Source organism: Chryseobacterium sp. UYP7, assembly GCF_056279225.1.
Window position 1 is genome coordinate 26,558 of the sequence record NZ_JBWBQW010000001.1, and the last position, 25,756, is coordinate 52,313.

At 35.5% G+C, this 25,756-nt stretch carries 30 protein-coding genes; 16 read left to right on the forward strand and 14 right to left on the reverse strand.

What is annotated here, in order from left to right:
- Positions 1–61 precede the first annotated feature (61 nt).
- The 3 genes from ACZ9HT_RS00135 to ACZ9HT_RS00145 are packed head-to-tail and all read right to left on the reverse strand — an operon-like array spanning position 62 to position 2,530.
- Complete coding sequence (locus ACZ9HT_RS00135; protein WP_476038406.1) at positions 62–814, reverse strand: hypothetical protein; 753 nt, start codon at positions 812–814, stop codon at positions 62–64.
- A 27-nt stretch (positions 815–841) separates the two neighbouring features.
- Positions 842–1,198, reverse strand: coding sequence for a hypothetical protein (locus tag ACZ9HT_RS00140; protein WP_476038407.1), 357 nt, complete (start codon positions 1,196–1,198; stop codon positions 842–844).
- Positions 1,199–1,240: 42 nt separating this feature from the next.
- On the reverse strand, positions 1,241–2,530 hold the full coding sequence (locus ACZ9HT_RS00145) for a tyrosine-type recombinase/integrase (RefSeq protein ID WP_476038408.1): 1,290 nt from the start codon (positions 2,528–2,530) through the stop codon (positions 1,241–1,243).
- Positions 2,531–2,908: 378 nt separating this feature from the next.
- On the opposite strand from ACZ9HT_RS00145, the gene ACZ9HT_RS00150 reads away from it, so the two are divergent.
- The 6 genes from ACZ9HT_RS00150 (at position 2,909) to ACZ9HT_RS00175 (ending at position 7,960) form a co-directional block, all read left to right on the forward strand.
- The gene (locus tag ACZ9HT_RS00150; RefSeq protein ID WP_476038409.1) at positions 2,909–3,493 is read left to right on the forward strand and encodes a YMGG-like glycine zipper-containing protein; all 585 of its coding nucleotides are present in this window, start codon (positions 2,909–2,911) and stop codon (positions 3,491–3,493) included.
- A 54-nt stretch (positions 3,494–3,547) separates the two neighbouring features.
- Positions 3,548–5,170 (forward strand): LIC_10190 family membrane protein, encoded by a 1,623-nt coding sequence (locus ACZ9HT_RS00155; RefSeq protein ID WP_476038410.1) that lies wholly within the window; start codon positions 3,548–3,550, stop codon positions 5,168–5,170.
- A 97-nt stretch (positions 5,171–5,267) separates the two neighbouring features.
- The gene (gene aroC, locus ACZ9HT_RS00160) at positions 5,268–6,335 is read left to right on the forward strand and encodes a chorismate synthase (RefSeq protein ID WP_476038411.1); all 1,068 of its coding nucleotides are present in this window, start codon (positions 5,268–5,270) and stop codon (positions 6,333–6,335) included.
- Positions 6,336–6,391: 56 nt separating this feature from the next.
- The gene (locus ACZ9HT_RS00165) at positions 6,392–6,997 is read left to right on the forward strand and encodes a thioredoxin family protein (RefSeq protein ID WP_476038412.1); all 606 of its coding nucleotides are present in this window, start codon (positions 6,392–6,394) and stop codon (positions 6,995–6,997) included.
- Positions 6,998–7,549 carry a TlpA family protein disulfide reductase gene (locus tag ACZ9HT_RS00170; RefSeq protein ID WP_476038413.1) on the forward strand — a complete coding sequence of 184 codons (552 nt, stop codon included), beginning with the start codon at positions 6,998–7,000 and terminating at the stop codon, positions 7,547–7,549.
- A gap of 72 nt (positions 7,550–7,621) precedes the next feature.
- Positions 7,622–7,960, forward strand: a complete 339-nt coding sequence (locus tag ACZ9HT_RS00175) for a YkvA family protein (protein ID WP_476038414.1) — start codon at positions 7,622–7,624, stop codon at positions 7,958–7,960.
- A 169-nt stretch (positions 7,961–8,129) separates the two neighbouring features.
- Here the strand turns inward: ACZ9HT_RS00175 and yiaA are convergent, their stop codons facing one another.
- On the reverse strand, positions 8,130–8,522 hold the full coding sequence (yiaA, locus tag ACZ9HT_RS00180; protein WP_476038415.1) for an inner membrane protein YiaA: 393 nt from the start codon (positions 8,520–8,522) through the stop codon (positions 8,130–8,132).
- A 212-nt stretch (positions 8,523–8,734) separates the two neighbouring features.
- Here yiaA and miaA point away from each other — a divergent pair, with 212 nt between their 5' ends.
- Both miaA and ACZ9HT_RS00190 read left to right on the forward strand, forming a co-directional pair.
- Complete coding sequence (miaA, locus tag ACZ9HT_RS00185) at positions 8,735–9,634, forward strand: tRNA (adenosine(37)-N6)-dimethylallyltransferase MiaA (protein WP_476038416.1); 900 nt, start codon at positions 8,735–8,737, stop codon at positions 9,632–9,634.
- Between the two features lie 10 nt (positions 9,635–9,644).
- Positions 9,645–10,205: a thioredoxin family protein gene (locus ACZ9HT_RS00190; RefSeq protein ID WP_476038417.1), complete on the forward strand. Its 561-nt coding sequence runs from the start codon at positions 9,645–9,647 to the stop codon at positions 10,203–10,205.
- 81 nt (positions 10,206–10,286) lie between these two features.
- On the opposite strand, the gene ACZ9HT_RS00195 is transcribed toward ACZ9HT_RS00190, so the two are convergent.
- Positions 10,287–10,922: an MBL fold metallo-hydrolase gene (locus tag ACZ9HT_RS00195; protein ID WP_476038418.1), complete on the reverse strand. Its 636-nt coding sequence runs from the start codon at positions 10,920–10,922 to the stop codon at positions 10,287–10,289.
- A 103-nt stretch (positions 10,923–11,025) separates the two neighbouring features.
- Here ACZ9HT_RS00195 and ACZ9HT_RS00200 point away from each other — a divergent pair, with 103 nt between their 5' ends.
- On the forward strand, positions 11,026–12,237 hold the full coding sequence (locus tag ACZ9HT_RS00200) for a type IX secretion system plug protein (RefSeq protein WP_476038419.1): 1,212 nt from the start codon (positions 11,026–11,028) through the stop codon (positions 12,235–12,237).
- A 169-nt stretch (positions 12,238–12,406) separates the two neighbouring features.
- Here ACZ9HT_RS00200 and ACZ9HT_RS00205 read toward each other — a convergent pair whose 3' ends face one another.
- The 3 genes from ACZ9HT_RS00205 to ACZ9HT_RS00215 form a co-directional block, all read right to left on the reverse strand.
- Complete coding sequence (locus tag ACZ9HT_RS00205) at positions 12,407–12,787, reverse strand: VOC family protein (protein ID WP_476038420.1); 381 nt, start codon at positions 12,785–12,787, stop codon at positions 12,407–12,409.
- A gap of 13 nt (positions 12,788–12,800) precedes the next feature.
- On the reverse strand, positions 12,801–13,823 hold the full coding sequence (gene hemH, locus ACZ9HT_RS00210; protein WP_476038421.1) for a ferrochelatase: 1,023 nt from the start codon (positions 13,821–13,823) through the stop codon (positions 12,801–12,803).
- A gap of 66 nt (positions 13,824–13,889) precedes the next feature.
- On the reverse strand, positions 13,890–14,768 hold the full coding sequence (locus ACZ9HT_RS00215; protein ID WP_476038422.1) for a NifU family protein: 879 nt from the start codon (positions 14,766–14,768) through the stop codon (positions 13,890–13,892).
- 190 nt (positions 14,769–14,958) lie between these two features.
- Here ACZ9HT_RS00215 and ACZ9HT_RS00220 point away from each other — a divergent pair, with 190 nt between their 5' ends.
- From ACZ9HT_RS00220 to ACZ9HT_RS00230, 3 genes are all read left to right on the forward strand, one after another.
- Positions 14,959–15,471, forward strand: a complete 513-nt coding sequence (locus ACZ9HT_RS00220) for a gamma carbonic anhydrase family protein (protein WP_476038423.1) — start codon at positions 14,959–14,961, stop codon at positions 15,469–15,471.
- A 31-nt stretch (positions 15,472–15,502) separates the two neighbouring features.
- Positions 15,503–15,724, forward strand: a complete 222-nt coding sequence (locus ACZ9HT_RS00225; RefSeq protein WP_476038424.1) for a hypothetical protein — start codon at positions 15,503–15,505, stop codon at positions 15,722–15,724.
- Between the two features lie 157 nt (positions 15,725–15,881).
- Positions 15,882–16,814, forward strand: coding sequence for a YihY/virulence factor BrkB family protein (locus ACZ9HT_RS00230; RefSeq protein ID WP_476038425.1), 933 nt, complete (start codon positions 15,882–15,884; stop codon positions 16,812–16,814).
- A gap of 3 nt (positions 16,815–16,817) precedes the next feature.
- Here the strand turns inward: ACZ9HT_RS00230 and ACZ9HT_RS00235 are convergent, their stop codons facing one another.
- The 4 genes from ACZ9HT_RS00235 to ACZ9HT_RS00250 form a co-directional block, all read right to left on the reverse strand.
- Positions 16,818–17,276: a hypothetical protein gene (locus ACZ9HT_RS00235; RefSeq protein WP_476038426.1), complete on the reverse strand. Its 459-nt coding sequence runs from the start codon at positions 17,274–17,276 to the stop codon at positions 16,818–16,820.
- A gap of 235 nt (positions 17,277–17,511) precedes the next feature.
- Positions 17,512–17,919 carry a TolC family protein gene (locus tag ACZ9HT_RS00240; RefSeq protein ID WP_476038427.1) on the reverse strand — a complete coding sequence of 136 codons (408 nt, stop codon included), beginning with the start codon at positions 17,917–17,919 and terminating at the stop codon, positions 17,512–17,514.
- A gap of 45 nt (positions 17,920–17,964) precedes the next feature.
- Positions 17,965–18,249 (reverse strand): hypothetical protein, encoded by a 285-nt coding sequence (locus ACZ9HT_RS00245; protein ID WP_476038428.1) that lies wholly within the window; start codon positions 18,247–18,249, stop codon positions 17,965–17,967.
- Between the two features lie 133 nt (positions 18,250–18,382).
- The gene (locus ACZ9HT_RS00250) at positions 18,383–19,819 is read right to left on the reverse strand and encodes an NADP-dependent isocitrate dehydrogenase (protein ID WP_476038429.1); all 1,437 of its coding nucleotides are present in this window, start codon (positions 19,817–19,819) and stop codon (positions 18,383–18,385) included.
- An 85-nt stretch (positions 19,820–19,904) separates the two neighbouring features.
- Between ACZ9HT_RS00250 and ACZ9HT_RS00255 the strand changes: the two genes are divergently transcribed.
- From ACZ9HT_RS00255 to ACZ9HT_RS00270, 4 genes are all read left to right on the forward strand, one after another.
- A complete protein-coding gene (locus ACZ9HT_RS00255; RefSeq protein ID WP_476038430.1) occupies positions 19,905–20,828 on the forward strand; it encodes a LysR family transcriptional regulator in 924 nt (307 codons plus the stop codon).
- A 107-nt stretch (positions 20,829–20,935) separates the two neighbouring features.
- Positions 20,936–23,050: a helix-turn-helix domain-containing protein gene (locus ACZ9HT_RS00260; RefSeq protein WP_476038431.1), complete on the forward strand. Its 2,115-nt coding sequence runs from the start codon at positions 20,936–20,938 to the stop codon at positions 23,048–23,050.
- 171 nt (positions 23,051–23,221) lie between these two features.
- Positions 23,222–23,473 carry a hypothetical protein gene (locus tag ACZ9HT_RS00265; protein ID WP_476038432.1) on the forward strand — a complete coding sequence of 84 codons (252 nt, stop codon included), beginning with the start codon at positions 23,222–23,224 and terminating at the stop codon, positions 23,471–23,473.
- Complete coding sequence (locus ACZ9HT_RS00270; RefSeq protein ID WP_476038433.1) at positions 23,470–23,748, forward strand: type II toxin-antitoxin system RelE/ParE family toxin; 279 nt, start codon at positions 23,470–23,472, stop codon at positions 23,746–23,748. Before ACZ9HT_RS00265 ends, ACZ9HT_RS00270 begins: the two co-directional genes overlap by 4 nt.
- Before the next feature lie 66 nt (positions 23,749–23,814).
- On the opposite strand, the gene ACZ9HT_RS00275 is transcribed toward ACZ9HT_RS00270, so the two are convergent.
- Positions 23,815–24,096, reverse strand: a complete 282-nt coding sequence (locus ACZ9HT_RS00275; RefSeq protein WP_476038434.1) for a DUF427 domain-containing protein — start codon at positions 24,094–24,096, stop codon at positions 23,815–23,817.
- 93 nt (positions 24,097–24,189) lie between these two features.
- Positions 24,190–25,434: a hypothetical protein gene (locus ACZ9HT_RS00280; RefSeq protein WP_476038435.1), complete on the reverse strand. Its 1,245-nt coding sequence runs from the start codon at positions 25,432–25,434 to the stop codon at positions 24,190–24,192.
- Between the last annotated feature and the right edge of the window lie 322 nt (positions 25,435–25,756).

The following is a 25,756-nucleotide window of genomic DNA, read 5'->3' on the forward strand; positions in this document are numbered from 1 at the left end:
TCCAAACTTTGAAAAATGGGATTGTATAGAATTGAAAAACGCACCTTATTGGTGCGCTGTGTTATTTGTCGGACTGTGGAGAGATTCCGAATTGTTTGAGTTTTAAATCAATCTCATCTAAACTATTACGTGAGTAAAACGGATGTTTAACGTTGTCCGTATTATCAACCAAATGAGTATTAATTGAAGTTTTCTTCATTGGTTCGGCTGTGAGTAATTCGATAAAACCAGAAATTTGATTCTTTGATATTTCAGGATTCTTTTCTCTCAAAAAATCCACTATTCCCGACCGAATTAATAAACCGACCTTTTGTTGTTGTTTTGCTGTTAGCGGTTCGGGTTCGTCCTGTGGAGGTGGTGGCGTTCCTCTTAAAATTTGGATCCTTTCACGTTCAATTTCTTTATCAATAATATCTGAAAACTCATCCGCTAAATCATTGTACAAAGAATCTATTTCAACTGTTTCGGAAACTATTTCCTGCAGTGTTAAATCTCTGTTCCAAATTGAAATATATTGGTCGTAATGTTTTCTATTGATGTCGAATTTAATCTCATTTTTAATACTGTCATAAATATTATTTTTTTCAATTCTAACATAATTTACAGTATTTTCTGCGTGAGAAATTTCGTCAAAATCCTCGCTCCACAAATCTAGTTTTTGACCAGTACTAAAAAATTCTTGAAATATATTATCAAAGTGAATTTTACAATTTTTCAAATACTGTATAAAAGTTATTTCATTTTGAAAACTCGCATATCCATCTGTTAAATTTTCTTCAAAATCTTTTAAACTTTGATAATTTGGTAACTCCATAACTTTACATTTTTGAACAAATCAAATTTACTTTTTTTCCGTGAGTTCCTGTTTGAGATATTGTTCAACTTCATAAAACTCTCCACTCACATCAAATAAGGGTTGTAATTTTTCGGTAATTACATCCAATACGGCAAAAAGTTCAAAGGTTTTGTTTTGAGTGTCGTCGGCAAATCTTTTATAAATTCCTTTGATTGTTTCCAAATCTCTCTCTCCGTTTTCATTCTTTGCGATCTCCGAATGATTGTGACAAGACTCCATTAATTCAGAATTATATCTCTTAACTATTTTTAAAAAGTTTTCAATTTCTAGTATTTTATCCTCACTGAATTTCTTTTGTAATTCTTTGAAGTTTGGCGTTTTTGTTGAAATCATTGTTTCCATAATCTTAATATTTTTAAATCGTTATTGGTTGTTAATCGGTTGTTAATTTGCAATTTTTTGGCTCTCAATTTCCTTAAATGTTTTCGCGGTTGTCATTGCGTGATCGGATGAGGATTTTCCAATATATCCTAAAAAAACACTCTCCGAACCGTGACCAGTGATTGCCATTATTTGGGGCGTTGTAAATCGTTTATCTCCGTAGAAATTAGTAGCAAATGAACGTCGGCAAATATGCGATGAGGTGAGTCTCCATTTATCCGTTTCCTTTATCTCATTGCGTTTTTCTATGTTGTCATAAACTTTGCCTTTCACGATGTCATTAATCTTTGAAATCTCGCAAACCTTTTTAATATATCGGTTGAACAAAGTAAACTTTGAGTCTCCAGTCTCTCCAAATGTTGGAGGGAAATTTCCATCATATTTGTTGATGATTTTCAAAACCTCATCGTGTAGTGGGATTGTAACCTCTTTGCCTGTCTTTTGTTGCGTGAGTTCGATAAACTGAAAACGCTCTCCGTTTGAGTCTGTTTTTGTGAATACCATCTCTTTTGTCATTCTCAACAAATCGGAAACTCTTTGACCGGTGTAGCATCCAATAATTAACCAATCTTTGGCGTGTATCAAATCATTTCCTATGATGGTAGATTCTTTTATTTTTTTAATCTCATCAAAATTTAAAAATACTTTGGTTGAGGGAACCGTGTCAATACTGAAATTATTTATTTGATGGTTGATTGTTTTGCCGTTGTCCCTTGCATCCAGTAAGACCGTTTTAAGATTCTTTAAAGTTCGGTTTGCTGTGGATTCCATTACTTTGAATTTATCAATTAAATGGCTCCTAAATACCAACATAAATTTTTTATCAATTTCCGAAATCAAATATTTCTTTTTTTTCGTTTTCTCAAAATCCGTGAATTTCGTTTGCAACTGAATAAATTTTTGATCGGTTGTTTTCTTCGTTCGTGAGTCAATTTTTCTCAACTCGATATTATTTTTGAGATATACAGAAAATAAATTATCATCATCCTGTATTGGTGTCTCACGATCAAAATATTTATTGATTTTACTTTTTAACCAGTCATTGGAAAATGTAACTCCGTTTGCAAAATCGGTGTTGTACTCTTTTAATATTTCGGCTTCAAGTTCTTTGAGTTTCGTGTTCGTGTTTTTGTTTTTTCCTTGTTTTGGGAAATTGGTCTCTGTACTCCATTCTTTAGAATTTATTATCAATCCTGTGGAGGTTCTCATTTTTATTTTCCGGGAAATTGAAAATTGCATTTGAATATTACAATCATTTCCTTTTGATCGGAGATAAAATTTTGTGGTTGCCATTGTATAAGTTTTTGAACAAATCAAAGATACAAAAAATTTGATGTGTGTCAACATTTGTGTCAACCATTTTGCAATAATATGCAATTTGGTGCAATTCGTTAACATTAGAAAAGGAAATAAAATCGTTCTTAAACCCTATTGATAAAGGGATGTTGAATTGTGTTTGTGGATGTTTTGAAAAATCCCGTGTTGCATTGTTCGGGTTCGCTAGGAACCTCCAGAAAGCAAGTATCTGAACATCAGGTACTTGCTTCTTTTTTACTGCATTTTAATTATTTTAACATTTCGTTAACACAACAATGGTTTCCTTTTTGGCTATACACTAACCAAGAATACTAATTGTTACTATTCTAAACAATCTTCTTAAAATTTGAAATTATGAAAGCGACAACCCAAATATTACCCCTTAACGATAAGACACGAATGATTAAGAGTTTTTTTTTAACGGGAGCAATGTCTGTACTTTTGCTTACCGCATGTACTAAAGACAATTCCGTTGCTGAAAAATCTTTAGATCAGCAGAAAATGGAATTTCAATCCAGACAACTGGAAATTGAAAAACAAAAATTAGCCATCGAAAAAGAAAAAATGGCTTACGAAACTCAGAAAAAAGCAGATAGTATCGCGGAAGTTTCTCAAGCTAAAGCAGCAGCGAAACCTCAGGTAATAAGAGAAACAAGAACAGTTTACGTAAATAATACGCCGCGTACTGTTGCGAGTTCAGGATCAAATAACGGATCATCGGCCGGAACTTCACAAGGAACGACTCAGAGAAGAGGGATGAGTAAAGCCGCCAAAGGAACAATCATTGGAACAGTTGGTGGTGCCGCAGCAGGTGCGATAATCTCTAAGAAAAACCGTGGATTAGGTGCCGTAGTTGGTGGTGTTGTAGGTGGTGCAACTGGTTATACGATTGGTAGAGCTGGAGACCGTAAAGATGGTAGAGTTCAACCTAGAAACTAAAAGATCTAATTATATATAAAGAAAAGATTGCTTATTTTTAAGCAATCTTTTTTTATGGTTTTCATTTTATGCATGCTCTTAATTTTGCTACCTGTTTTGGCAGGATTCGGCAGAATTTTCCAACATTTTTTTGGACAGATCTTCTCCGGAGTTTCATCGCTTTTACTAAGTGGAGTTATTACCGTTTCGCTTCTTTATACGATTATTGCCTTCTTTCTACCGCTGAATATATTTGTTGAAATTATCACTCTAGTGATCGGCGTGGCTTCTTTCTTCTACTTTAAAATTTACAAAGAATTCTGGAATTTCATCAGTGCAAACAAATTTATTTTCCCTATTCTTTCATTTATCATTCTATTTTTCGGTTCGTTTTATCCTTTTATACTGGACCATTTCGGATATTATATTCCAACAATAAAATGGCTTTCGGAAGTTGGGTTGGTTCAAGGCATTTCGAATCTCGATTTATTATTGGGACAAATGTCGGTATGGCATATCTTTCAGGCAGGATTTTCCAATTTTACCGACCCATTTTTGAGGATTAATGTGCTGGTTTTATTCGTTTATGTTATTTACATTATGGAGAAAAAGTCCTGGATTCATCTTCTTTTCGTGCCTGTTTTATTTTTGTTGTCTCAATCACCAAGTCCCGATTTGCCTGTGATCGTTTTTTCTTTAATTATTTTAAATGAAATTTTAAGGTCGAACAAAAACGCAACACTGCTTTTTGCAGTTTCAATTTTTGTATTTGCGATTAAACCGACCATGATCTGGTTGCCACTCTTTACATTTCTCTATTGTTTAATCATTTTAAAGAGCAATATAAAATTCAGCGTTTTTGGTGGAATTATTTTATTTCTTTTCATTTTTAAAAACATCTGGACATTTGGATTTCCTGTTTTTCCTGTTCAGTTTCTTGATTTAGGATTACCGTGGATTCCTAATGCTCACCTATTGCAAAATTCTTCGGAGATAGCGATCATGAAAACCTATGATATGCAATATGAATATCCTTCAATTCAAGAATTTTCTACGGTGGATTATATAAAAAACTGGCTATTTTTAAGTGGAATAAAAGGAAAAATCCATGTGTTATTTATATTGAGTTTGATCGTATTCTTTATTTATTCGCTGAAGAAAAAATCGACAATTATTTGGTTGCTCTTTATTTCAATATTTATAAAAAGTATTTTAGTGCTCCTTTTCTCTGCTCAATATCGGTTTTTTGCGGAGGTCTTCTTTGTGATATTCCTGATTCTTTTTTATGAATTGATTTCAAAGAAATCAGCTTTAATCATTTTCTCTGTTACTTCGATCTTCTTCGCGGGATTTATATCATATCCTTCAATGGTTACAAAATTTTTACCGAGTTTTAAACTTGGGAATTTCATGACCGGCTTCAATAAAAATCAGTTTTATAAACCTTCTTATTTTGAATTGAAGAAATTTAAAACCCACCAAATTGGAAATTTAAAATTCAATGTTGTAGAAAATTATCCTTTTAGTTTTGATACGCCTTTGCCAGCCATTTCGCCAGCATATATACAGGAAGATCTAGACGCCGGAATATTTCCACAACTAAAAGGGAACACATTGAAAGAAGGATTTATCTGGCGCAAGATCACTGACAATGAAAAACGAGAAATTCAGCTAATTATAAATGAAAACCAAAAATAAAGTTTTCGAAGAAAATAGCAGAAAATTTCAATTTCTAAAACCCTCGAATCCCGAAACTCACAACTCGAATCTCGCACCTTTTAACTAACTTTGTACTATGTTCAATTTAGGAAATTTTCTCTCCCTTTCAACGTTTGGCGAAAGCCACGGACTTGCTTATGGTGGAATTATCACCAATTTTCCAGCGGGTTTAAATGTGGATCTAAATGAAGTTCAACATCAACTCGATCGCAGAAAGCCCGGGCAATCTGCCATTGTTACCCAAAGAAAAGAAAGCGACACTGTAAAGTTTCTTTCCGGAATTTTTGAGGGAAAAACAACTGGAACTCCCATTGGCTTTCTTATCGAAAATGAAAATCAAAAATCAAAAGATTACGATCATATCGCGCAACAATACAGACCGAGTCACGCAGATTTTACGTACGACCAAAAATTTGGAATCCGCGACTACCGCGGCGGCGGAAAATCTTCTGCTCGCGAAACCGTCAATTGGGTCGTCGCCGGAAGTTTAGCCAAACAAATTCTTCCCGAAAATATAGAAATCGACGCTTACGTTTCTTCTGTGGGCGAAATTTTCTGCGAGAAACCATACCAGGATCTGGATTTTTCAAAAATAGATTCCAACGATGTTCGCTGTCCGGATGCAGAAACTGCAGAAAGAATGATCTCCAAAATTAAAGAGGTCAAAAAAGAAGGAAATACCATTGGCGGAACGATCACTTGTGTCATCAAAAACCTTCCTATTGGAATCGGTGAACCTGTATTTGGGAAATTGCAGGCAGAGTTAGGGAAAGCCATGCTCAACATTAATGCGTGTAAAGGTTTCGAATACGGGAGTGGATTTTGTGGCGCAAAAATGACCGGCAAAGATCACAACGATTTATTTAATGAAGATTTCACGACGAAAACAAATCTCTCCGGCGGAATTCAAGGCGGAATATCCAACGGCATGGATATTTATTTTCGCGTAGCTTTTAAACCCGTTGCAACAATTTTACGTCCGCAAGAAAGTTTTGATAAAGACGGCGATCCGATCATAGTAGAAGGAAAAGGCCGACATGACCCCTGTGTTCTGCCAAGAGCAGTTCCGATCGTTGAAAATCTAGCGGCATTTGTTCTCGCCGATTTATTTTTAATAAATAAGCTTCGAAAATTCGATTGGTGATCTAAATCACCTTACCCTAAATGGTTTTTGTCGAAATTTGTATAAAATCTAAAAGAATGAAATCAACAATTGAAGAACAGATCAATAAAAAAGAAATGAATAAAAAATACTGGGAAAACGCCCTGACTTTCGAAGAGTATCTTAAAGTTGCGGAAGAACGCGCTCAAAATAATCCCGATAAAACCGATGAACATCAGGAATATTATGAGTTGGGACTTCACCGGATGGAACGAACTTTAAAAACGTACAAAGTTGATTCTGACCAACTCTCAAAAATTAAAGACAAGAACTTTAAAGGCAGAATTCTAATGATCTCGGAACCTTGGTGCGGCGATGCAAGTGCAACTGTGCCTGCAGTTTCTAAATTTTTCGCGGCAGCGGGAACTGAAGTACGTATATTTTTAAGAGATTACGATCATACCTTGATCGATCAGTATTTAACGAATGGAACACAGTCGATCCCTAAAATCCTTATTTTAGACGAAGACTTTTCTGTAAAAAATATTTGGGGACCACGGCCTCAATATGGCAATGATCTGCTGAAAAAATTCAAAGAAAATGAAGAAACGTATCCAAGAGAAGAGTTTTACAACGATCTGCAGGTTTACTATGCAAAAAACCGCGGCAAAGACGCCATCCAAGAAATCATAAATTTAATCTAAATGAATTTCCTGAAAAAAAACATTCTCAATATGCTCGTCATCGCATTTATTGCGGTACTTTTTATTTTCCCACAAGTAAGATTGAAACTTAAAGACCTCTTTTTTCCCATCGCAGCCATCGAAAATGCGGTTACTTTGAACGATGCCGATCTGGATATTGAACTTAAAGGCCTGAATGTTCCCGATATCAATTTAAAAAGCCTTAAAGGGAACAAACTTATATTTCTTAATTTCTGGGGAACCTGGTGTCCACCGTGTCGTGAAGAATGGCCGACCATTCAGAAATTGTACGACGGCAAAAAAGATAAGATTGATTTTGTGCTTATCGCAATGCAGGATGAGGAACCGAAAGTTCTTCAGTTTTTGAAAGACAACAATTACACGGTACCGGTTTATATCGCAAAAAGCCCGATTTCTACCAATGTTTTGCCGAAGGCTTTTCCCACGACTTTTTTATTGGATAAAAATGGCAGAATCCTCCTGAAAGAAGACGCTTCAAAGGACTGGAACAGCGAGTCTGTGAACCAGTTTATCGACACGTTTACCAGATAATTAACAAAATGTTACGAAATCGTGGTACAGAATTTGCGAATTGTAGAGTGTTTTTAACTTAAACACAGTAAAATGAAACTATCAAAAATAGCACTTGCTAAAGAAGCATTCAAGCACAAAGGATTTATTCGAAAGATTCCGGTAATCATACGAATGGTGAAATCGATTATGGCAAAAAACGGATACAAACCCGAATTTAAAAACGTGGTCCTTCCAGCTCTAGTTTTGGTTTACCTGATCTCGCCTTTAGATCTGATCCCCGACTGGATCCCTGTAATTGGCGTTTTAGATGATCTGGCACTACTCGCTTTTGCGATGCCAATGTTGATTGCCGAGGCCGAGAAATTTGTCGCTTGGGAAGTTTCCTTAAAGCCCGAGAATAACGCAATAGAAGCCGAAATCGTCGGTTAACATTTAAAAATTAAAACCATTCAAGAAATTGAATGGTTTTTTTTGGAGCAATGAGCGAAGTTTTTTCTTCGAAATTAAGTTCCCGCTCTGCGATCGGGGCTAGAATATCAGTCAATTCTCTATCCCAATTAAACGTCGCAGAACTGGCTCATGAGTAAGGTAAAAAGAATTAACCCTCTGCTAAATTATCTCTCGTATTTTTCTGAACCGCGATCGCGCCAAAGAGTGCCAGTAAAAATGCAAAAGCATAAAAACCCTTTTCACTCGGCAAAATCGTTGCATTAAATAATCCGATGGTTAACAAAACGATAGATGATAAGGTTGCAAACCAGCAGATTCCATAATAAATATCGGTCACTTTTATGTTTTCTAAGCGGTCGCGAACTGCTTTCTGCAAAGAGACTACCGCAAATAATCCGTAGAGGAGAACGGTGAAATAATATCCCTTTTCATTCAGTTCCATTTCAGCTCTTGCCAAACCTACAATAAATCCAATTACACCAGCTCCGAGAGCGACCCAAGAAGCTGCGACGAAAGCGCTCGATACACCTTGTTTTTTCATTTTTTTTCCTATTTTTAATGTTTATTTGAGCCAAATATATTCAAATTTTTATGAATACCTGATATTAAAATCTATTTCGATATTTAATCATTAAAAAAGAAGGATATCGTTTATAAAATCTTCATTTTTTCAAATATAAAAAAGAGAATCTTTGTAAATTTCAGTGTTGATACCGTTCGCTGTAATTCAAAAAAAATGAGGAAATTAGCGCCGTGAAAAAACTCATCTCCATCGTAGGGACCACCGGAATCGGCAAAACAAAACTCGCCATCGAAATCGCAAAATATTTCGACACCGAAATTATTTCCTGCGATTCCCGCCAGTTTTTCAGAGAAATGAAAATAGGTACTGCAACTCCATCTTCAGAAGAATTAGCGCAGATTCCTCATCATTTCATCGGGAATTTATCCGTAGAAAATTATTATTCCATCGGACAATTCGAAAAAGATGCTCTTCGAAAAATAGAAGAATTATTCCAGACAAAAGAGGTTGTTGTTCTGGTTGGAGGCAGCATGATGTACGAAAAAGCAATTCTCCAGGGCCTCAACGATTTACCCGAAGCTGATGAAGAAAATCAGCAGAAGCTGGAAAAAATTTTCATTGAAGAAGGGATCGAAAGTTTACAGAAAATCCTGGTAACCTTAGATCCGCACTATTTTGAAAATGTAGATCAGGATAATCCCCGCCGGCTTTTTCGCGCAATTGATATCATTTGGCAAACCGGCAAAACTTACACTGAGAATATTGCGGAACAAGTGAAAGAGAGGCATTTTGAAGTTATTCGAATTGGTCTTCAGGCGCCGCGGGAAATCATCTATGAAAGAATCAACCAGCGCGTTGATCAAATGTTAGCCGACGGTTTGGTGGAAGAAGTAAAATCGCTAACTCCCTTCCGAAACCAATTGTCCTTAAGAACGGTGGGCTACACAGAACTTTTCAAATATTTTGATGGCGACTGGAATTTAGATTTTGCAGTGGAGGAAATTAAAAAAAACTCCCGCAGATTTGCAAAACGACAATTAACCTGGTACCGAAAAGAAGAAAATATCAACTGGGTAAATTTTGAAAATTCGGTAGAAGAATCCTTATCTTTGCTCAAGACTTTAATTTAAAAATACTACAATGGCAAATACGAATTCCAATATGATCGAACTCGGCACCAAAGCTCCATTTTTTGAGCTTCCGAATCCTTCGCACAGCAACGAGTTAGAATCTCTAAACGATTTAAAAGGCAAAAAAGCCACCCTTATTATTTTCATGTGTAATCACTGCCCTTTTGTGCTTCACATCATCGATAAACTCTCCGAGTTATACGAGGATTACCAGGATCAGGGAATTGAATTCATCGCCATCAATGCAAATGATGCGGATAAATATCCGGCAGATGCATCTGATAAAATGGCGGAATTTCAAGTGGAACGAAAATTTGATTTTCCCTATTTATACGACGAAAGTCAGGCAATCGCTAAAGCTTACAATGCAGCGTGCACGCCAGATTTTTTCCTTTTCGACGACAAGCTGGATCTTATCTACCGCGGACAAATGGATGATTCCAGACCCGGAAATACAAAAGAGATCACGGGCGAAGATCTGATCATTGCTTTCGAAAATTTACTCGCAGGTGAACCTCAAGATGAAATCCAGCGACCAAGCATGGGTTGTGGAATCAAGTGGAAATCTTAAGAAGAGCTATATAGAAATAAAAAGAGCCAGGTAAAATACATATTTTTACCTGGCTCTGTATTTAGATCAACTTCCTATTCTCTAAAAAAATGGATTGTGTTCTTTCTCAAATCCGATCGTCGTAGGATTTCCATGACCGTTGTAAACCTTGGTGTCGTCGTGCAAAACAAACAGTTTTTCTTTAATACTTTTTAGTAATTGTTCAGAATCTCCTTTATAGAGATCTGTTCTGCCAATACTTCCTTCAAACAAAACATCGCCCGAAATCATTAGTTTTTCTGCTTCATTGTAAAACGCAACATGACCAGGTGAATGTCCGGGAACGTGTAAAATTTTGAATTCATCTTCATCCAGTTTGACTACTTCATTTTCATTTAAGTAATTGATCTCGCCGTTAAAAGGTTTAAAGAAAAAACCAAATCGCTGTGCATCCATCGGATTTCGATCCAGAATTTCCTTTTCGATCTCGTGCATTAAAACCGGGACTTTATATTCATCGGAAGCGTTCTGCAGTCCTAAAACATGATCAATATGAGCGTGAGTTAGCAAAATATTTTTAATCTTCAAGTCATGATCTGCAATAAATTGATTCAATATTTTTGTTTCTTCTTCGCTAAAATTTCCGGGATCAATAATAAAAGCATTTTTATTTTCATTAAAAACGACGTACGTATTTTCTGAGAAAGGATTGAATGCGAAGGATTGTATAGTGATCATAATTGATTTTATATTTTAATTTGATCTCGCAAAAATACGACTTTAGATGTAAAAGCCTTTTCGGCAGCAAGAAAATAGCTCAAATTTCGTTATCTTCGTATTAATGAAATATCTAACACTTTTACTTCTTTTTTTCAGTACAGCGCTATTCGGACAAGACATTCGAAGCGTTCAGCTTTTTAATCCTCAAACTAATGATGAAACAGCAGTTATCCGCTTCAATGAGCAACTAATCTTAAAGTTCGACGATCTTTCAAATTCAAGTACAGTTTATCGATATACACTGAAGCATTTCGACCGAAACTGGCAAGATGACGGCTTGTTTTTCACCGAATACGCAAACGGAAGTTTAAATGCGCTGATCGATGAGTTTCAATATTCCTTCAACACTTTGCAACCATACACGAACTATACGTTAACCTTCCCGAACACTAAAATTCAACCCAAAATCTCTGGCAATTTCGAGATCGTTGTTTATTTAGATTCTCCCAGTAAACCTTTATTTACTAAAAGATTTTGTGTTGTAGAAGATGGCGCAACGTTGGGCGTAAATATCAGCAGAACGACAGATGCAAAAAATCCGAGCATCAATCAACGAATTCAAGTTCAGGCCGTCGGAACTAATTCTATGTTACTGCAAAACGCAAATTCTGCCACTTTAAACGTGGTGCAGAACAACAATTGGAACGTAGCAATTAATAATCAAAAGCCCAGCTCAACCCTTGGAAACAAGCTGCTTTTTCAGCAACTCAACTTGTCATTTCCCGGTAATAACGAGTTTTATTATTTCGATAATAAAAATATGAACCAACCTTTTGATATGGTTTCAGGAGCGGAAACGGTGGAAGGCGTTAATTACACCTATCTTTATCCCGTTTGGGCTTTTCCTTTAAATTATCAATTTCAGCCCGATGTAAATGGCGCTTATTATTTCCGTAGAAATGACTTGGGAATCGAACGTACTGCCGACAAAGAAGCCGATTATTCCTGGGTTTATTTCGCCTTAGATTCCGAAAAAACGGATCAGGAAATTTTTGTTTTGGGAGGATTTAATGAGTTTATTCCAAGCAAGATAAATCAAATGACTTACGATGAGAAGACCAAAAAATACATTGCAAAAATTTATCTGAAGCAAGGTTTCTATAATTATATTCTCGCGACTAAAAATACAGACTACACTCTAAATTTCGGAGAAATAAACGGAAGTTTCTGGCAGACAGAAAATTTATATCAGGCATTTCTCTATTACCAGCCTTTCGGTAGAAATTACGACGGATTGATCGGATACGGAGAATTTCGAACACCGGTTCGGTAGATTTTTTCAGAAGCTGATCCCGCTTCTCACTCTACCTGTCTGCCGACAGGCAGGTCTTTTTTTCTTCATTCTTCATCGCAAAAGGATACCGCTCCGATCTGGGCAAGTTAATCTCGTTTTTAAATAAAATTTATTTATAACTAAGACCTGCAAAAATTGTAGACCAAAATTATAGCGCTATTCTTTCGGCAGAAATAATAATTGTGTAAGAGTCTGGATCCTGAAAACAAATACCGTGATTTTTCCAGTACGGATTTTTAGTTTCTATGAGTGGAATATCTAATTTCTTCACCTTTATCAAAATTTCATCATAAGATATTTTTGTTTTCGGATAAAAAACCAAAGCATCATCTTCATCTGGTTTAGACTGAATCTTGTCCCCATTTTGGGTAAACTCCAGATGCCAGTTTTCGTATTTTATTCCAAGAAAAACACCGGCATAACCGGCGTGATCTTTAAATTTTCCCAGCACTTCAAAATTAAGAACTGAGGTATAGAAATTTGTTAATTTCTCTAAATTCATAGTATGTCTTGCGTAACGGAACTGCATTAAATTATAAGTTTTAAACCAAATAAAACTCGTGCAACTTCTCTTCGCATAAAGTTTTCACCACTTCGATCCAACGGTCTTCATCATTCAAACACGGAATATAATGGAAGTTTTCTCCACCGCCATGTTCAAACTGCTCCTTGCCTTCAACAGAAATTTCTTCTAAAGTTTCCAGACAATCAGACACAAAAGCCGGACAAACAATTGCCAGATTTTTAATTCCTTTTTTGCCTAAACCTTCTAAAGTTTCATCGGTATAAGGTTCCATCCATTTGTCATTTCCCAATCTGGACTGGAACGTAACCATCACTTTTTCTTTCGGTAATCCTAACTTCTCGATCACCTTCTCCGTCACTTTAAAACATTGATGTCTGTAGCAAAACTGATGACTTGGATTGTCATCTCTGGAACAGCAATCGTTTAAATTACAGGTATTTGTAGGATCGGTTTTGTAGATATGTCGTTCCGGAACGCCGTGATACGAAAATTGTAAAGCATCGAAATTTTCCGGCAATTTCTCGCGAATACTTTCTGCTAAACAATCGGTATAAATCTCGCGGTTATAAAAAGGCTGAATGTAATTAATTTTAATATCGGGGAAATGTTTTTTACGAACTTCCTCGGCTTTTTCAATCACCGTTTCCGTTGTACTCATCGCATATTGCGGATATAGTGGGAACAAAACAATTTCGGTAACGCCCTGTTCTGTCAGTTTTCGCATTCCAGTTTCTATGCTTGGTTCTGCGTAACGCATTCCAATTTCTACAGGAACATCAACAATTTTCTCCAGCTTTTTCTTAATTCTTTCGGTGATGAAAATTAAAGGCGAACCTTCATCCGTCCAAACTGTTTGGTAAGCTGCCGCAGATTTCTTCGGGCGCGTATTCAAAATAATTCCACGAACCAATAAAGCACGAAAAAACCAGCGAAAATCAATCACCTTTTCATCCATTAAAAACTCATCCAGATACTCTTTTACATCCGCTACTTTTGTAGATCTTGGCGAACCGAGGTTCACTAATAAAATTCCTTTCATATATATAAGTAATTGGTAATGCGTAATGAGCAATTATATATTGCCCATTACTTATTACTCATTTTTTTAACCATTTACCGCTTCCACTTTCTCTACCAATTCAGGAACGAACTGTTTCAAAAGATTTTCGATACCTCCTTTTAAAGTAGCCGTGGAACTTGGACAACCTGAGCAAGCGCCCTGCAATAACATTTTTGCTGTTTTAGTTTCCGGAACATATTCCATTAAAGAAATTTTACCACCATCGGCTTCTACAGCCGGAGCGACATATTCTTTTAAAATGTCAGAAATTTTCTGTTCTGTTTCAGTATATTCCCGATTGATCATATTTTCAACCGGACTTTCATGCTTGTGCGGCTTCTCATTCGAGACTTTACCACCATTTTGTAAATACTCAGCAATAAAATCTTTTAGAACAACCATTACTTCGTGCCATTCTACGGAAACATTTTTGGTAACCGCCACAAAATTATCAGAAATAAAAACTTCTTTTGTAAAGTCGAACTGGTCGAAAATCGCTTTAGCTAATGGAATCGCAGCAGCTTCTTCTTTATTTTTAACCTCAACAAAACCATCCAGCAGTGCAGTTGTAGAAACAAACTTCATCACCATTGGATTTGGCGTCATCTCTGCGTAAATCTGATATAATTCTTTCTTTTGCTGAAGATAGATTCTGGGATTATTTAAAAGTTCATCTTCAATAATATTTTTTAAACTTTCCACAACATGTTCCCACTCCACAGTATCCTGCTTTGCTACAGCGATAAAATTAGCGGTAATAAATATTCTCTCGATGAAGGGATAATTGAAAAGTTGCTGAGCCATCGGAATTTCTGAAATATCCGAAGTCCTGTCTAATTCCAAAGAACCCGGGATCAAGTTGTAATCTGCTACAAACTTCATCACTTTTGGGTTTTCAGTAGGCTCTATAATAATTTGTCTCATTTTATTTCCTTAAATTTGAGTACAAAAATACGGATAACAATTTAGATTTTATCGGTGATGTTTTAGACCTTATCAATAAGTACTATTAAATCAAATTGAAAGAAATTATCCAAAATTAATTAGAAATTTTATGTATTGATTTGTGACGTTTAAATCATCAAATTAATACCTCATCAAAATAAAAAATAACATGGCATTAGTTAAAGAACTTTTAGGAAAAACACCGCAAATCGGCGAAGATACTTTTTTAGCAGAAACAGCAACCATTATCGGCGATGTTACAATGGGCAAAGAATGCAGTATCTGGTACAATGCGGTGATCCGTGGCGACGTAAATTTTATTAAAATGGGCGATAAAGTGAACGTTCAGGACAACGCAATGTTGCACTGTACCTTCGAAAAATTCCCGTTAGAGATTGGCGATAATGTATCAATTGGTCATAACGCTATTGTTCATGGCTGCACCATTCACGATAATGTGTTGATCGGAATGGGAGCTATTGTGATGGATGACTGTTTGGTCGAGAGTAATTCAATCGTTGGAGCCGGCTCCGTTGTTATTCAGGGAACTCATGTTAAGTCCGGTGAAGTTTGGGCCGGAATTCCAGCACGAAAAATTAAAGATATTTCCGCTGAACTTTTGGAAGGTGAAGTGAACCGAATTGCAAATAATTATGTGAAATATTCGGGTTGGTATAAATAGTTTTTTCCCAATAGATCATTCCTTTAAAAGAATGGTTGCATTTTCTGAAATCACATCCGAAAGATTAATTGTCAATCACCCAACTGCAAAAGGTCTGGAGAGTTTTCTACATCAAATAAATTCCACCAAAGGTTTTTCGAAAAATATTTTTAATGTTACTTTTCTTTTTGATGGGAACATTCAGAAAATGATTGGAGTAGCTGATGTTAGAATTGAACCTCAACAAAATTTACGCAATGCATCTCCTGTATAATCCGGCTTGCGGAAAAGTGTTGTATAAGCAAGTTTGACATTTGAAAATTTGCAAAAACTAAAATATTTACAACATGGAGAATTCTTTGACATTAACAGATATACATCTTGATTGAAAAATTAATCTCTGAAATTTCTTACTAAATAGACTGCTTGAAATGAAACATCTAAAACTTGCCTGGAAAATTCTGAAAGACACTTTTACAGACTGGAATAATTCTGCCGCGTCGAAAGATTCTGCAGGTATGGCTTATTACGCCATTTTTTCCTTACCCGGTTTGTTGATCATCGTTATTTGGGTTGCCGGATTATTTTTCGGTGACGAAGCAGTACGAGGAGAAATCACGGATCAGGCAAGTGGAATTGCGGGAAAAGCGATTGCCGAAAGCTTGCAATCCATGATTTTAAGCGGTGTTTGGGATCATCAAAATTTCTGGATGAAAATTGTGGGCGTACTTACTTTACTGTTTGGAGCAACTACCTTGTTTTTCCATATGCAGCGAACCCTAAATGATCTTTGGGAAGTAGAATCGGAACCCAAAAAAGCGCTTCTAAAATATATTGTAGACCGCGCCAATTCTTTAGGAATGATCTTAATCATTGCTTTTTTACTTTTAGTGAGTCTTATATTATCTTCAGTTTTGGGATTAGCCAACAACTGGATCACGGCAAATTTCGGTCTCGAAACTTTTATTATTGCACAGATTCTGAACGTGGTAGTAAGTTTCCTGGTGGTAACTGCTCTTTTTGCATTGATGTTTAAAGTTCTTCCCGATGTAGAGATCGAGTGGCGTTCTGTTTGGGTAGGTGCAATTGTAACGGCAGTTTTATTCAGTATCGGTAAATTTTTGCTCGGATATTATTTTGAACTGTCAAAACCAACAACAATTTTCGGAGCTGCGGGAACTATTATTCTTCTTATGATGTGGGTTAATTACACTTGTCAGATCGTGTTTTTTGGCGCAGAGTTTACAAAAATTTACGCCAAAACAATGGGACACAGTATTGCTTTGTCCTCTCACGCGAAATGGAACGCCAAAAAATTAGCGACGGATGCTGAAGCTAAAAACGAAACTGAACCTTCTATTTAAAAACTATTGAACTTCAGATCCAGATGAACCTCCACCCATCAAAATGGCTTTTCCTTCTTCGCATTTTATTCCTGCAGGTGGCATCACCATTGCACAATCGGAGATCATTTGATACTTTTTGTTAAATGATGTCTGCATTGTTGTAAATATTTCGACTTTCGGCAGAATTTCTCTTTCTAATTTTTTCGGATAAGCGATATAGGAACTTGGGCCACCACAAGGTTTTGATCCGATCGCGGTGAAAGCCCAGTCGGCAGGATCAGCGCAAGTTTCTGACTGTGCCAAAGAATCAATTTGTTTGATGATTGCACTCAACTGCTCTCTATCCTGTTGCTGAGAGAGATTATTTTCTGGTTTTAAAGCAATGTCTTTCGGTAAATTTTCAGCATCTTCGACCGAATTCTTTGATTTGCAAGCTGATAGAGAAAAAACCGCTACAGCGATGATGATCAAATTTCTCATTTCTATATTTTTTTTGATGTTGTACAAAAATAAGATCTTTTTGCCAATAGACACGCCTATTAATATAGAGGAAAGTAGGCTTCAGTAAAATATTTTATTACCTTAAAAGTCCGGCACTCCATTTTAATAAATAAATGGATTTAAAGAGTTTGGTTTTGATGTCAATTAATTTCTCTTCTGCTTGAATGGCTTTCGGTTCGCGGCGGTTGATCAAGAAAAGGGAACTTTTTCCATTTTAAAATTTCGTTTCCTCAACCTTAACCAAGGTTTTATAATCCGCTGAATTTTGCGATCGTAAGGCAATTTGCGTTTTTAGCGTTGTAAATTGATTGAAATAGTATGTGATTTTTACCTCAATACTTCTTTCTTTTTGAAATTGATCTAATTTTAGTTCTTCAATTTTTAGTTTCGCGATCTTATAATTGACTCTTCCTTGCGTATAGAAAATAGGGATTTCTACTTTTAATCCGAATTGATAATTATTTTCAAAAGGCGTAGGATCAGAAATTACCTTGGCATAATTGAATTCTTTCGCTAAGAAATTATATCTAAAATCGATCTTTGGCAGAAGATCCTGCAATTTTAATTTTTTATCAATTTCTAAAATCACAACAGCTTTGTGAATCACTTTAGAAATCATCATTCTTTTTATTTTTTTAATCGTTAAAAAATGGCTTTATTATTAGGATCAATTTTCATTGATAAACCGCAAAGAGACCTGTGATTTTATTTCTAAAACCTTTCCCTCTCTTGTTGCTAAATCGACCAATTTTGAAACCTCTTCCAAGGCCTCTTTCAATTTCTCGATTTTATTTAACGCTGCCTGATCTTCTTTTCCGAAACATTCCTGAGCGCTGAAATTTTTCATCTGGTGAAAATGAATTTTACTTTTGAAAACACTCAAGAGCAGTTCCCGGCTGTCTTTCGGACCGAATTCGCCATCTATTAAAGTGAAGTTTTGATGATTTCCCATTGAATGTTTTTAAACGTTTTTGTTGAAATGAAACAGATGAAATTCCATAAGAGAATACTTAAAAATAAAGTCCAATACAGGATCGGACTTTATTCATTCTCAATTATTATAAAATGTAAATATGATCTTTAATTTACTGCCCTTGACCTAAAGAATAAGCGGCTTTGCCATCAAACTCGTATAGATTTTCTGTCTTCACCACATCAATTTTAGCATCTAAAGCTTTGGCTAACAAGGTGATGATATTATTTTTATAAAGGGTTTTTCCTGGTTGAGCTTTGTAACGACATCTCCAGTGATCAGTACAAAATGTTTCCGAAAAACCATCTGGCCAAACCTTGATTCCACGGTTGGTGATCATGGTTAGATGTTTATTTTCCGTATTGATTTTTTGTAATTTTTCTGCTAATTCATTCGGATCAGTTCCTCTCCAGTCCACAAATAAATCAACGCCGACCAATTGTTTATTCATTGCAGGTTTCTTCACATATTTCGGTAGATTGAGGACGGCATCTTTTACAAATTTCACTGCTTTTAAAACAGAAGGTTCAAGACCCAAATTTTTGATGACCGCATCTGCGAACTCGATTGTTCCTACTTTTTCTTTGCTGACACCTTCTTTAAAAATATCATAAGTATGAATTCCATCTTCTATCGTTTTCAACCAGGCATTTTGAACTTTTTCTGCAACTTCAGTTTGTCCGATATGATTTAGCATCATGATTGAACCTTGCAGCAAACCTGAAGGATTCGCCATATTTTGTCCGGCACGTCTTGGCGCAGAACCATGAATTGCTTCAAACATCGCGCATTCTTCTCCGATATTTGCAGAACCTGCCAAACCAACGGAACCTGCGATTTGTGCTGCGATATCTGAGATCACATCTCCGTACAAATTTAAAGTAACAATTACATCGAAAATTTCCGGCGTATCTGCCATTTTTGCCGCACCAATATCGACGATCCAGTGTTCGTTTTCAATCTCCGGATATTCTAAAGCGATCTCATCAAAAACTTTGTGGAATAAACCATCGGTTTGCTTCATGATATTGTCTTTGGTGAAGCAAGTCACTTTTTTTCTGTCGTAAACTTTAGCATATTCAAAAGCATATCGCACAATTTTTTCACAACCGGGACGACTGATTAATTTTAGACATTGCACCACCTCGTCAGTTTGCTGGTGCTCGATTCCACCATATAAATCTTCTTCATTTTCACGGATAATGACAATATCCATATTGTGATGTTTCGTTTCCACAAAAGGATACAAACTCATGCAAGGTCGCACGTTAGAATACAATCCCAGAAATTTTCTGGTGGTTACATTCAAACTTTTATAACCGCCACCTTGAGGAGTCGTGATGGGCGCTTTCAAAAAAACTTTGTTTCTTCTGATCGTGTCCCAGGATTTGGCGGCAATTCCGTTGTTATTTCCGGCGAGATATACTTTTTCACCAACTGGAATTTCATCAATTTCGATCTGCGCTCCTGCTGCCATGATCATTTTCAAAGTCGCATCCATAATTTCAGGTCCAATGCCGTCTCCTTTTGCTACTGTAATTCTTGTCATTTTATTTTTTTTGATCACGCAAATTTGAAGCTTCTAAACCATATATTTTTATTTATATTTGTAATACTATCCATAAATAATTTTTATGAATTACACTTTAAATCAACTTCGCATCTTTCTAAAAGTCGTGCAGACCGAAAGCGTTAGCAAAGCTTCGGAAGAACTTTTTTTAACTCAACCAGCAGTTTCCATCCAACTCAAAAATTTTCAGGATCAGTTTGATATTCCTCTAACTGAAGTTGTGGGGAGAAAACTTTATATCACCGATTTTGGAAAAGAAATTGCAGAAGCTGCAGAAAATATCATCAATCAAGTTCACGCCATTAATTACAAGACTTTAGCGTATAAAGGTCGATTGACAGGTAAACTAAAAATCTCGGTGGTCTCGACCGGAAAATATGTGATGCCTTATTTTCTGTCGGAATTCATGAAGGAGCACACCGGCATTGAACTGAACATGAATGTCACCAATAAATATCAGGTTTTAGAAAGTCTGGAAAATAATTCGGTCGATTTTGCGCTTGTTTCTATTTTACCAACAACTCAAAATATTGAAAAATTAGATCTGCTTCAAAATAAATTATACTTAGTTGGAAGCAGCGATTTAGAATTTAAAAAAGGAAGTTCTACAAAAGAAATCTTCGAAAATCTTCCGCTTATTTTTCGGGAGAAAGGTTCGGGAACGCGACAAACGATGGAGAAATTTTTTGCCGAAAATAATATTTCAGTTCTCAAAAGAATGGAATTGTCATCTAACGAAGCTGTGAAACAATCTTTATTAGCAGGTTTGGGATATTCAATTATGCCATTGATCGGGATTAAAAATGAATTGCAAAACAAAGAATTACAAATTATTCCCATCAAAGAATTGCCCATTAAAACTACGTGGAGTTTGATCTGGTTGAAAGGTAAAAAGCAAACACTTGTTTCTGCTGCCTATTTAGAATTTCTGAAAAAGGAAACCTCGAACATTGTAAAAAGTAAATTTACGTGGTCTGAATCGTATTAAAATCTGTCTTTCTTAAATTGTATTTCTAAATTGTATTTAAGAAAACAACACAAATTAGGATGAAAACACCTTAGGTTCATTCAACCCAATTTTCTTAAATTTGACCGATGAACGAATCTCTCTTCAACTTAGCCGAACATACGAACCGCAGTATTTTTCTCACCGGGAAAGCCGGAACCGGGAAAACGACTTTTCTGAATGATTTTGTAAGCAAAACCAACAAGAAACATATCGTTGTTGCTCCAACCGGAATCGCAGCGATCAATGCAGGCGGCGTTACGATTCATTCGATGTTCGGTCTTCCGTTGAGAACTTTTCTACCAACGACAGACAGAGTTGACAGCAACACTGCGAATAATATCGCTGATCTGATGCATCATTTTAAATACCGAAAAGACAAACTAAAATTGCTTCGGGAAATCGAAATTATCATAATCGATGAAGTTTCTATGCTTCGTGCCGATGTGTTGGATATGATGGATTTTTCTTTGCGTTCGGTAAGAAGAAATCAGCAGAAATTTGGTGGCGTTCAAATGTTGTTTATCGGAGATCTGTATCAGTTGCCACCGGTTGTCCGAGACGAATATGTCTTAAAACAATATTACGGTTCACCCTTCTTTTTCGACAGTTATGCTTTAAAGGAATTGCCTTTGATCACTTTAGAATTAACGACGGTTTATCGCCAGAAAGATGAAAAATTTCTAGAGATCTTGAATGAAATCAGAGACGGTGCAGTTTCAGATATTGACTTTGAAACGCTGAACGAGAGATATATTCCAGATTTTGAACCGACCGATGAACCTTATGTTTATCTGACTTCGCACAACAAAATGGCGGACGAAATTAATTTGAAGAAATTAAAAGAGCTTAAAGGAAAGTCCTATTTTTATAAAGCTGAAATCACAGGAAACTTTAACGAAAATCAATATCCAAACGAGGAAGTTTTAGAGTTGAAACAAGGTTGTCAAATTATGTTTCTGCGAAATGATGCAAGCGGAGAAAAAAGATATTTTAATGGAAAACTAGCTGAAGTCATTGAAGTTGGCGAGAAAGAAATTTCAGTAATCATTGATGGTGAAGATGAACTTTTCCAGCTTAAAAAAGAAACCTGGGATCAAAAGCGATATTCTTTGGGCGATGACAAAAGTATTCAGGAAGAAGTTTTGGGGAGTTTCAAACAATTCCCGATCCGTTTAGCCTGGGCGGTTACGATTCATAAATCGCAGGGTTTAACTTTTGACCGTCTCATTATTGATGCCGGGAAATCTTTCGCTTCCGGACAGGTTTATGTCGCACTTTCACGATGCAGAACTTTGGAAGGAATTGTTTTAAAGTCTAAAATTACGCCGGCTGTTATTTTTTCCGATAAAAGAGTTTCAAAATTTCAGGATGAAACGCACGCCAATGATCGCGTTGAAGAAATTCTTAATACCGAAAAATATGATTACAGCATCAAGAAAATTGCAAGCCGACTCGATTGTAAATGGATTTCTGCTTCTTTGGAAATATGGTACAACAGTGCGAAGTTCAGTAAATTTCTGGATCAGGACAAAGCCAAATTCGTTTATGGAAATTTAAAACCTGACGTTACAAAATTTGGGCAGATCTTTGAAAAATTTGAGAAGATCATTCAGCAGAAAACACATAAATTCATCGAGGGCAAAGAAGAATGGACTGAAATTGAAACCAAAGCAAAAGGCGCTGTCAATTTCTTTTTCAGTAATATTAATGAAAAAGTTTTCAGTCCACTAAAAGAGTTTTATGCCGAAAGCAAAGGTGTAAAAGGTCTCAAACAATACAACGAAGATTTCCGGGTTTTTCTGGATGATCTGGAAGACTATCTGAATGATCTTAAAACCGTTCACCTTTTAGAAACTCCACTTTTCGACAAAACCATCGATGTTCCGGTTACTTCAAAAATTGCTAAAATTCCGTCCCATATTTTGACGTTTCAGTTATTCGAAGATGGAAAAACAATTCCGGAAATTGCGAAGGAAAGAGGTTTGGTCACGGAAACGATTTACGGACATTTGGCCAAGTTTGCCGAACAGGGTTTGCTTGATGTCAAAAGAATTTTCGATAAAGACAAAATCAAAACCTTCGAAAAGGAATTCAAAAAAAATCAACACGAAAATTTAAACGACTGGAAAAGAGTTTTGCCAAATGAATTTGAATTTAATGAGATCCGTTTGTTGCTGAATCATTTTAATTATAAGAAATAGGTTTTTGAGTAGAGGAAAGAGAATAGATGAAAGAGAATAGACTTTAAATCTTTCATAAAATTAGGTCAGACTTAAATCGTGATAACTAAAAAATCAACTTTCAAAAGATAAATTGAGATTAAAAAACATCTTTTCGTAAGTTATACGTATATTTATCGAAACTTTAGATAAATGACACCTACAAAAAATAGAAAAGAAATAAGTTTGGATGATCAAACGATTGCTATTTTGCAAATTCAGGCAGAAAAGGAAGGCCGAAAGCTTAAGAATTATTTAGAGTATATTCTAAAAGAAAAAGCCAAGGATTTTGAACTCACCAATGAATATAAATTGATGATTGATGCAAAACTAAAGCAACATTACAGTGGTGAATCGCAGTATATTTCTGAAGATGATTTTCGCAAATCAAGCGCTCGGAAATGAAATATAGTATAAAATTTGAGGAAGGTTCTTTAACCGATTTTTTGGAGGGAATTGCCTATTATGAAAAGATATCAGATAGTTTAGCTGAAAAATTCCATACCGAATATTGGAGGACTGTAGATTTAATAAAGGTAAATCCTCTGCATTATCAGAATCGATATAAGGAAGTTCGAATCGCTTTCACAGATATATTTTCGTTCGGAATCCATTATGTAGTGGATGAAAATGTGATTACTGTACTTAAAATCCTTCATACGAAAAGATTTTTCAAGTAAAAATGATCCCGATTCAAACTAGTGAATCGGGATTTCTATATTTAGGGCGAAAATTATAATAACAACTTATTCTTTTACTTCAACTCCTTTCCAGAAAGCGACATAATTCTTAATATTCATCGCGGCATCTTTTGGACTTGGATAAAACCAGGCGGCGTTCTCATTCTTTTTCCCGTCTACTTCAATATTGTAGTAAGAAGCCTGACCTTTCCATGGACATGATGTATGGTGATTCGTTAGAATAAAGTAATCTTTGTCGATACTGTCTTCGGGGAAATAATGATTGTTTTCTACCACAATTGTATTGCTGCTATCTGCGATTGTTTTTCCGTTCCAAATTGCTGTCATATTCTGTAAATTTGTTTGATTCTTGAACTATTCGATGATAAATTTAGAAGTATTAATTGATAATTGTTTGAAAGTATAATTGATTTTGACTAATTATGCTTTTAACATATTTTTTGCAGACGTTGTAATTTTTTTATGTGCCGTACTTTTGATCGACTTTTGCTCTTGATTATCTGAATTTTTTAAATACTCATTTAAGATCGTCTCGTAATAACTGAAATACGTTTCGTCAATCAAAGCTCGCAATTTTAAAACAATAATAGCTTGTTCTTGTTTTTCTGTTCGTTGTAACTGGACAAAATAATACATCATGGAATAATACTTTTCCCAGCCAATTCCTAAATTCACCAGATTTACGCGATTCAGATACCATTCCGTGTTGGCATTGTCACCCATTTTTTGATAAGCTGCAGCACAGAGAATATTCCATACTTCATCATGCGTTTTCTTTCTTTCTGAGGGAATATAATCGTGGTCCAGATCTTTTTGAAAGGTATTATTTTCGATGAGAAATTTCATTTCTTTCGTGCGATTCGTAAAAATGAGCGATTCTAAAACAGTATATTCGAAACTACAAACGGACTGTTCTGAAGCCTTTATATAATTTAATCTCACCTTTTTCATTTCTGTAAAATACTTTCTGAAAAGAGAATCGTTACCCGTTAAGTCAGCGTGCAGTAATTGAACGCCGTATTTTAAACCCGCGGGAATTAAGTAAACATCATTAATAATTTCTGTATCCTTAATTTTTTTGATGTACAAATCCATCAACTCCCGGTTCTCCAGAAGGAAGGCGCTTTTAAAAAGAAATCCGTATGCAAATATTTTGGCTTCGTTGCTTTTACTGAATTTCAGATAAGCTGAAAAATACTGTGAATATACCGTACCGATCATATCCCGCAAAGGATGATTTTCAATAAAATATTTTCTGGCCATTGGCAACGACATGAGTCGACGATGCGTTGTGACCAGCAGTTCTGAAGAAAAAGTGATCTGTCTGCACAATTGTTCACTTTTACGCCAATAATTTTGATCATTATTTTCGGTATCTGAAAAGAATATTTCGATTTCGGAATTGCTGTAAGACTGTCCAAAGTCTTTGAAATCTTTGTAACCGCAGAATTTGCTGAGAAGATCTAAAGTAAACTTACTGGACGCAGAACCTGATTTTATTAATCCAAAAAACCGTCGCAAAGTCTGCGAACTGATGTTAACATTGAAGTTTTGCGTAAGTAACCGTGCTAAGTCAATACAATCTGTCGCAGTAACGATCTGTTTTCCAAATTGATTTATGACACTTTCTTTAAGTTGATGCACAATGCTGATCTCTCTATACATAATCTAAAATGACTAACAAATATAGCGATAAATTGAAATTATTGTACAGAATTGTACAATTATCGTAAAGTTATTTGTCTTATTTTTGCAGTAACACAAATGATGACGAAAACTCCTTCTAAATCGTAAGATCAAAGGTCTTGTTGCTTAGAAGTAATTACAGAGAAAAAACTTGCAAACATAAAAGTAAGAAACAAACTCTGAAAATCTTAAACCTTACTTTCAAAAAGTGAGGTTTTTTTGATTTACACCCTAAAACAACAATTAGAAAACTAAGATTATAAAATTTTATTTAACAATTACTAATTTTGAAGAATGGAGA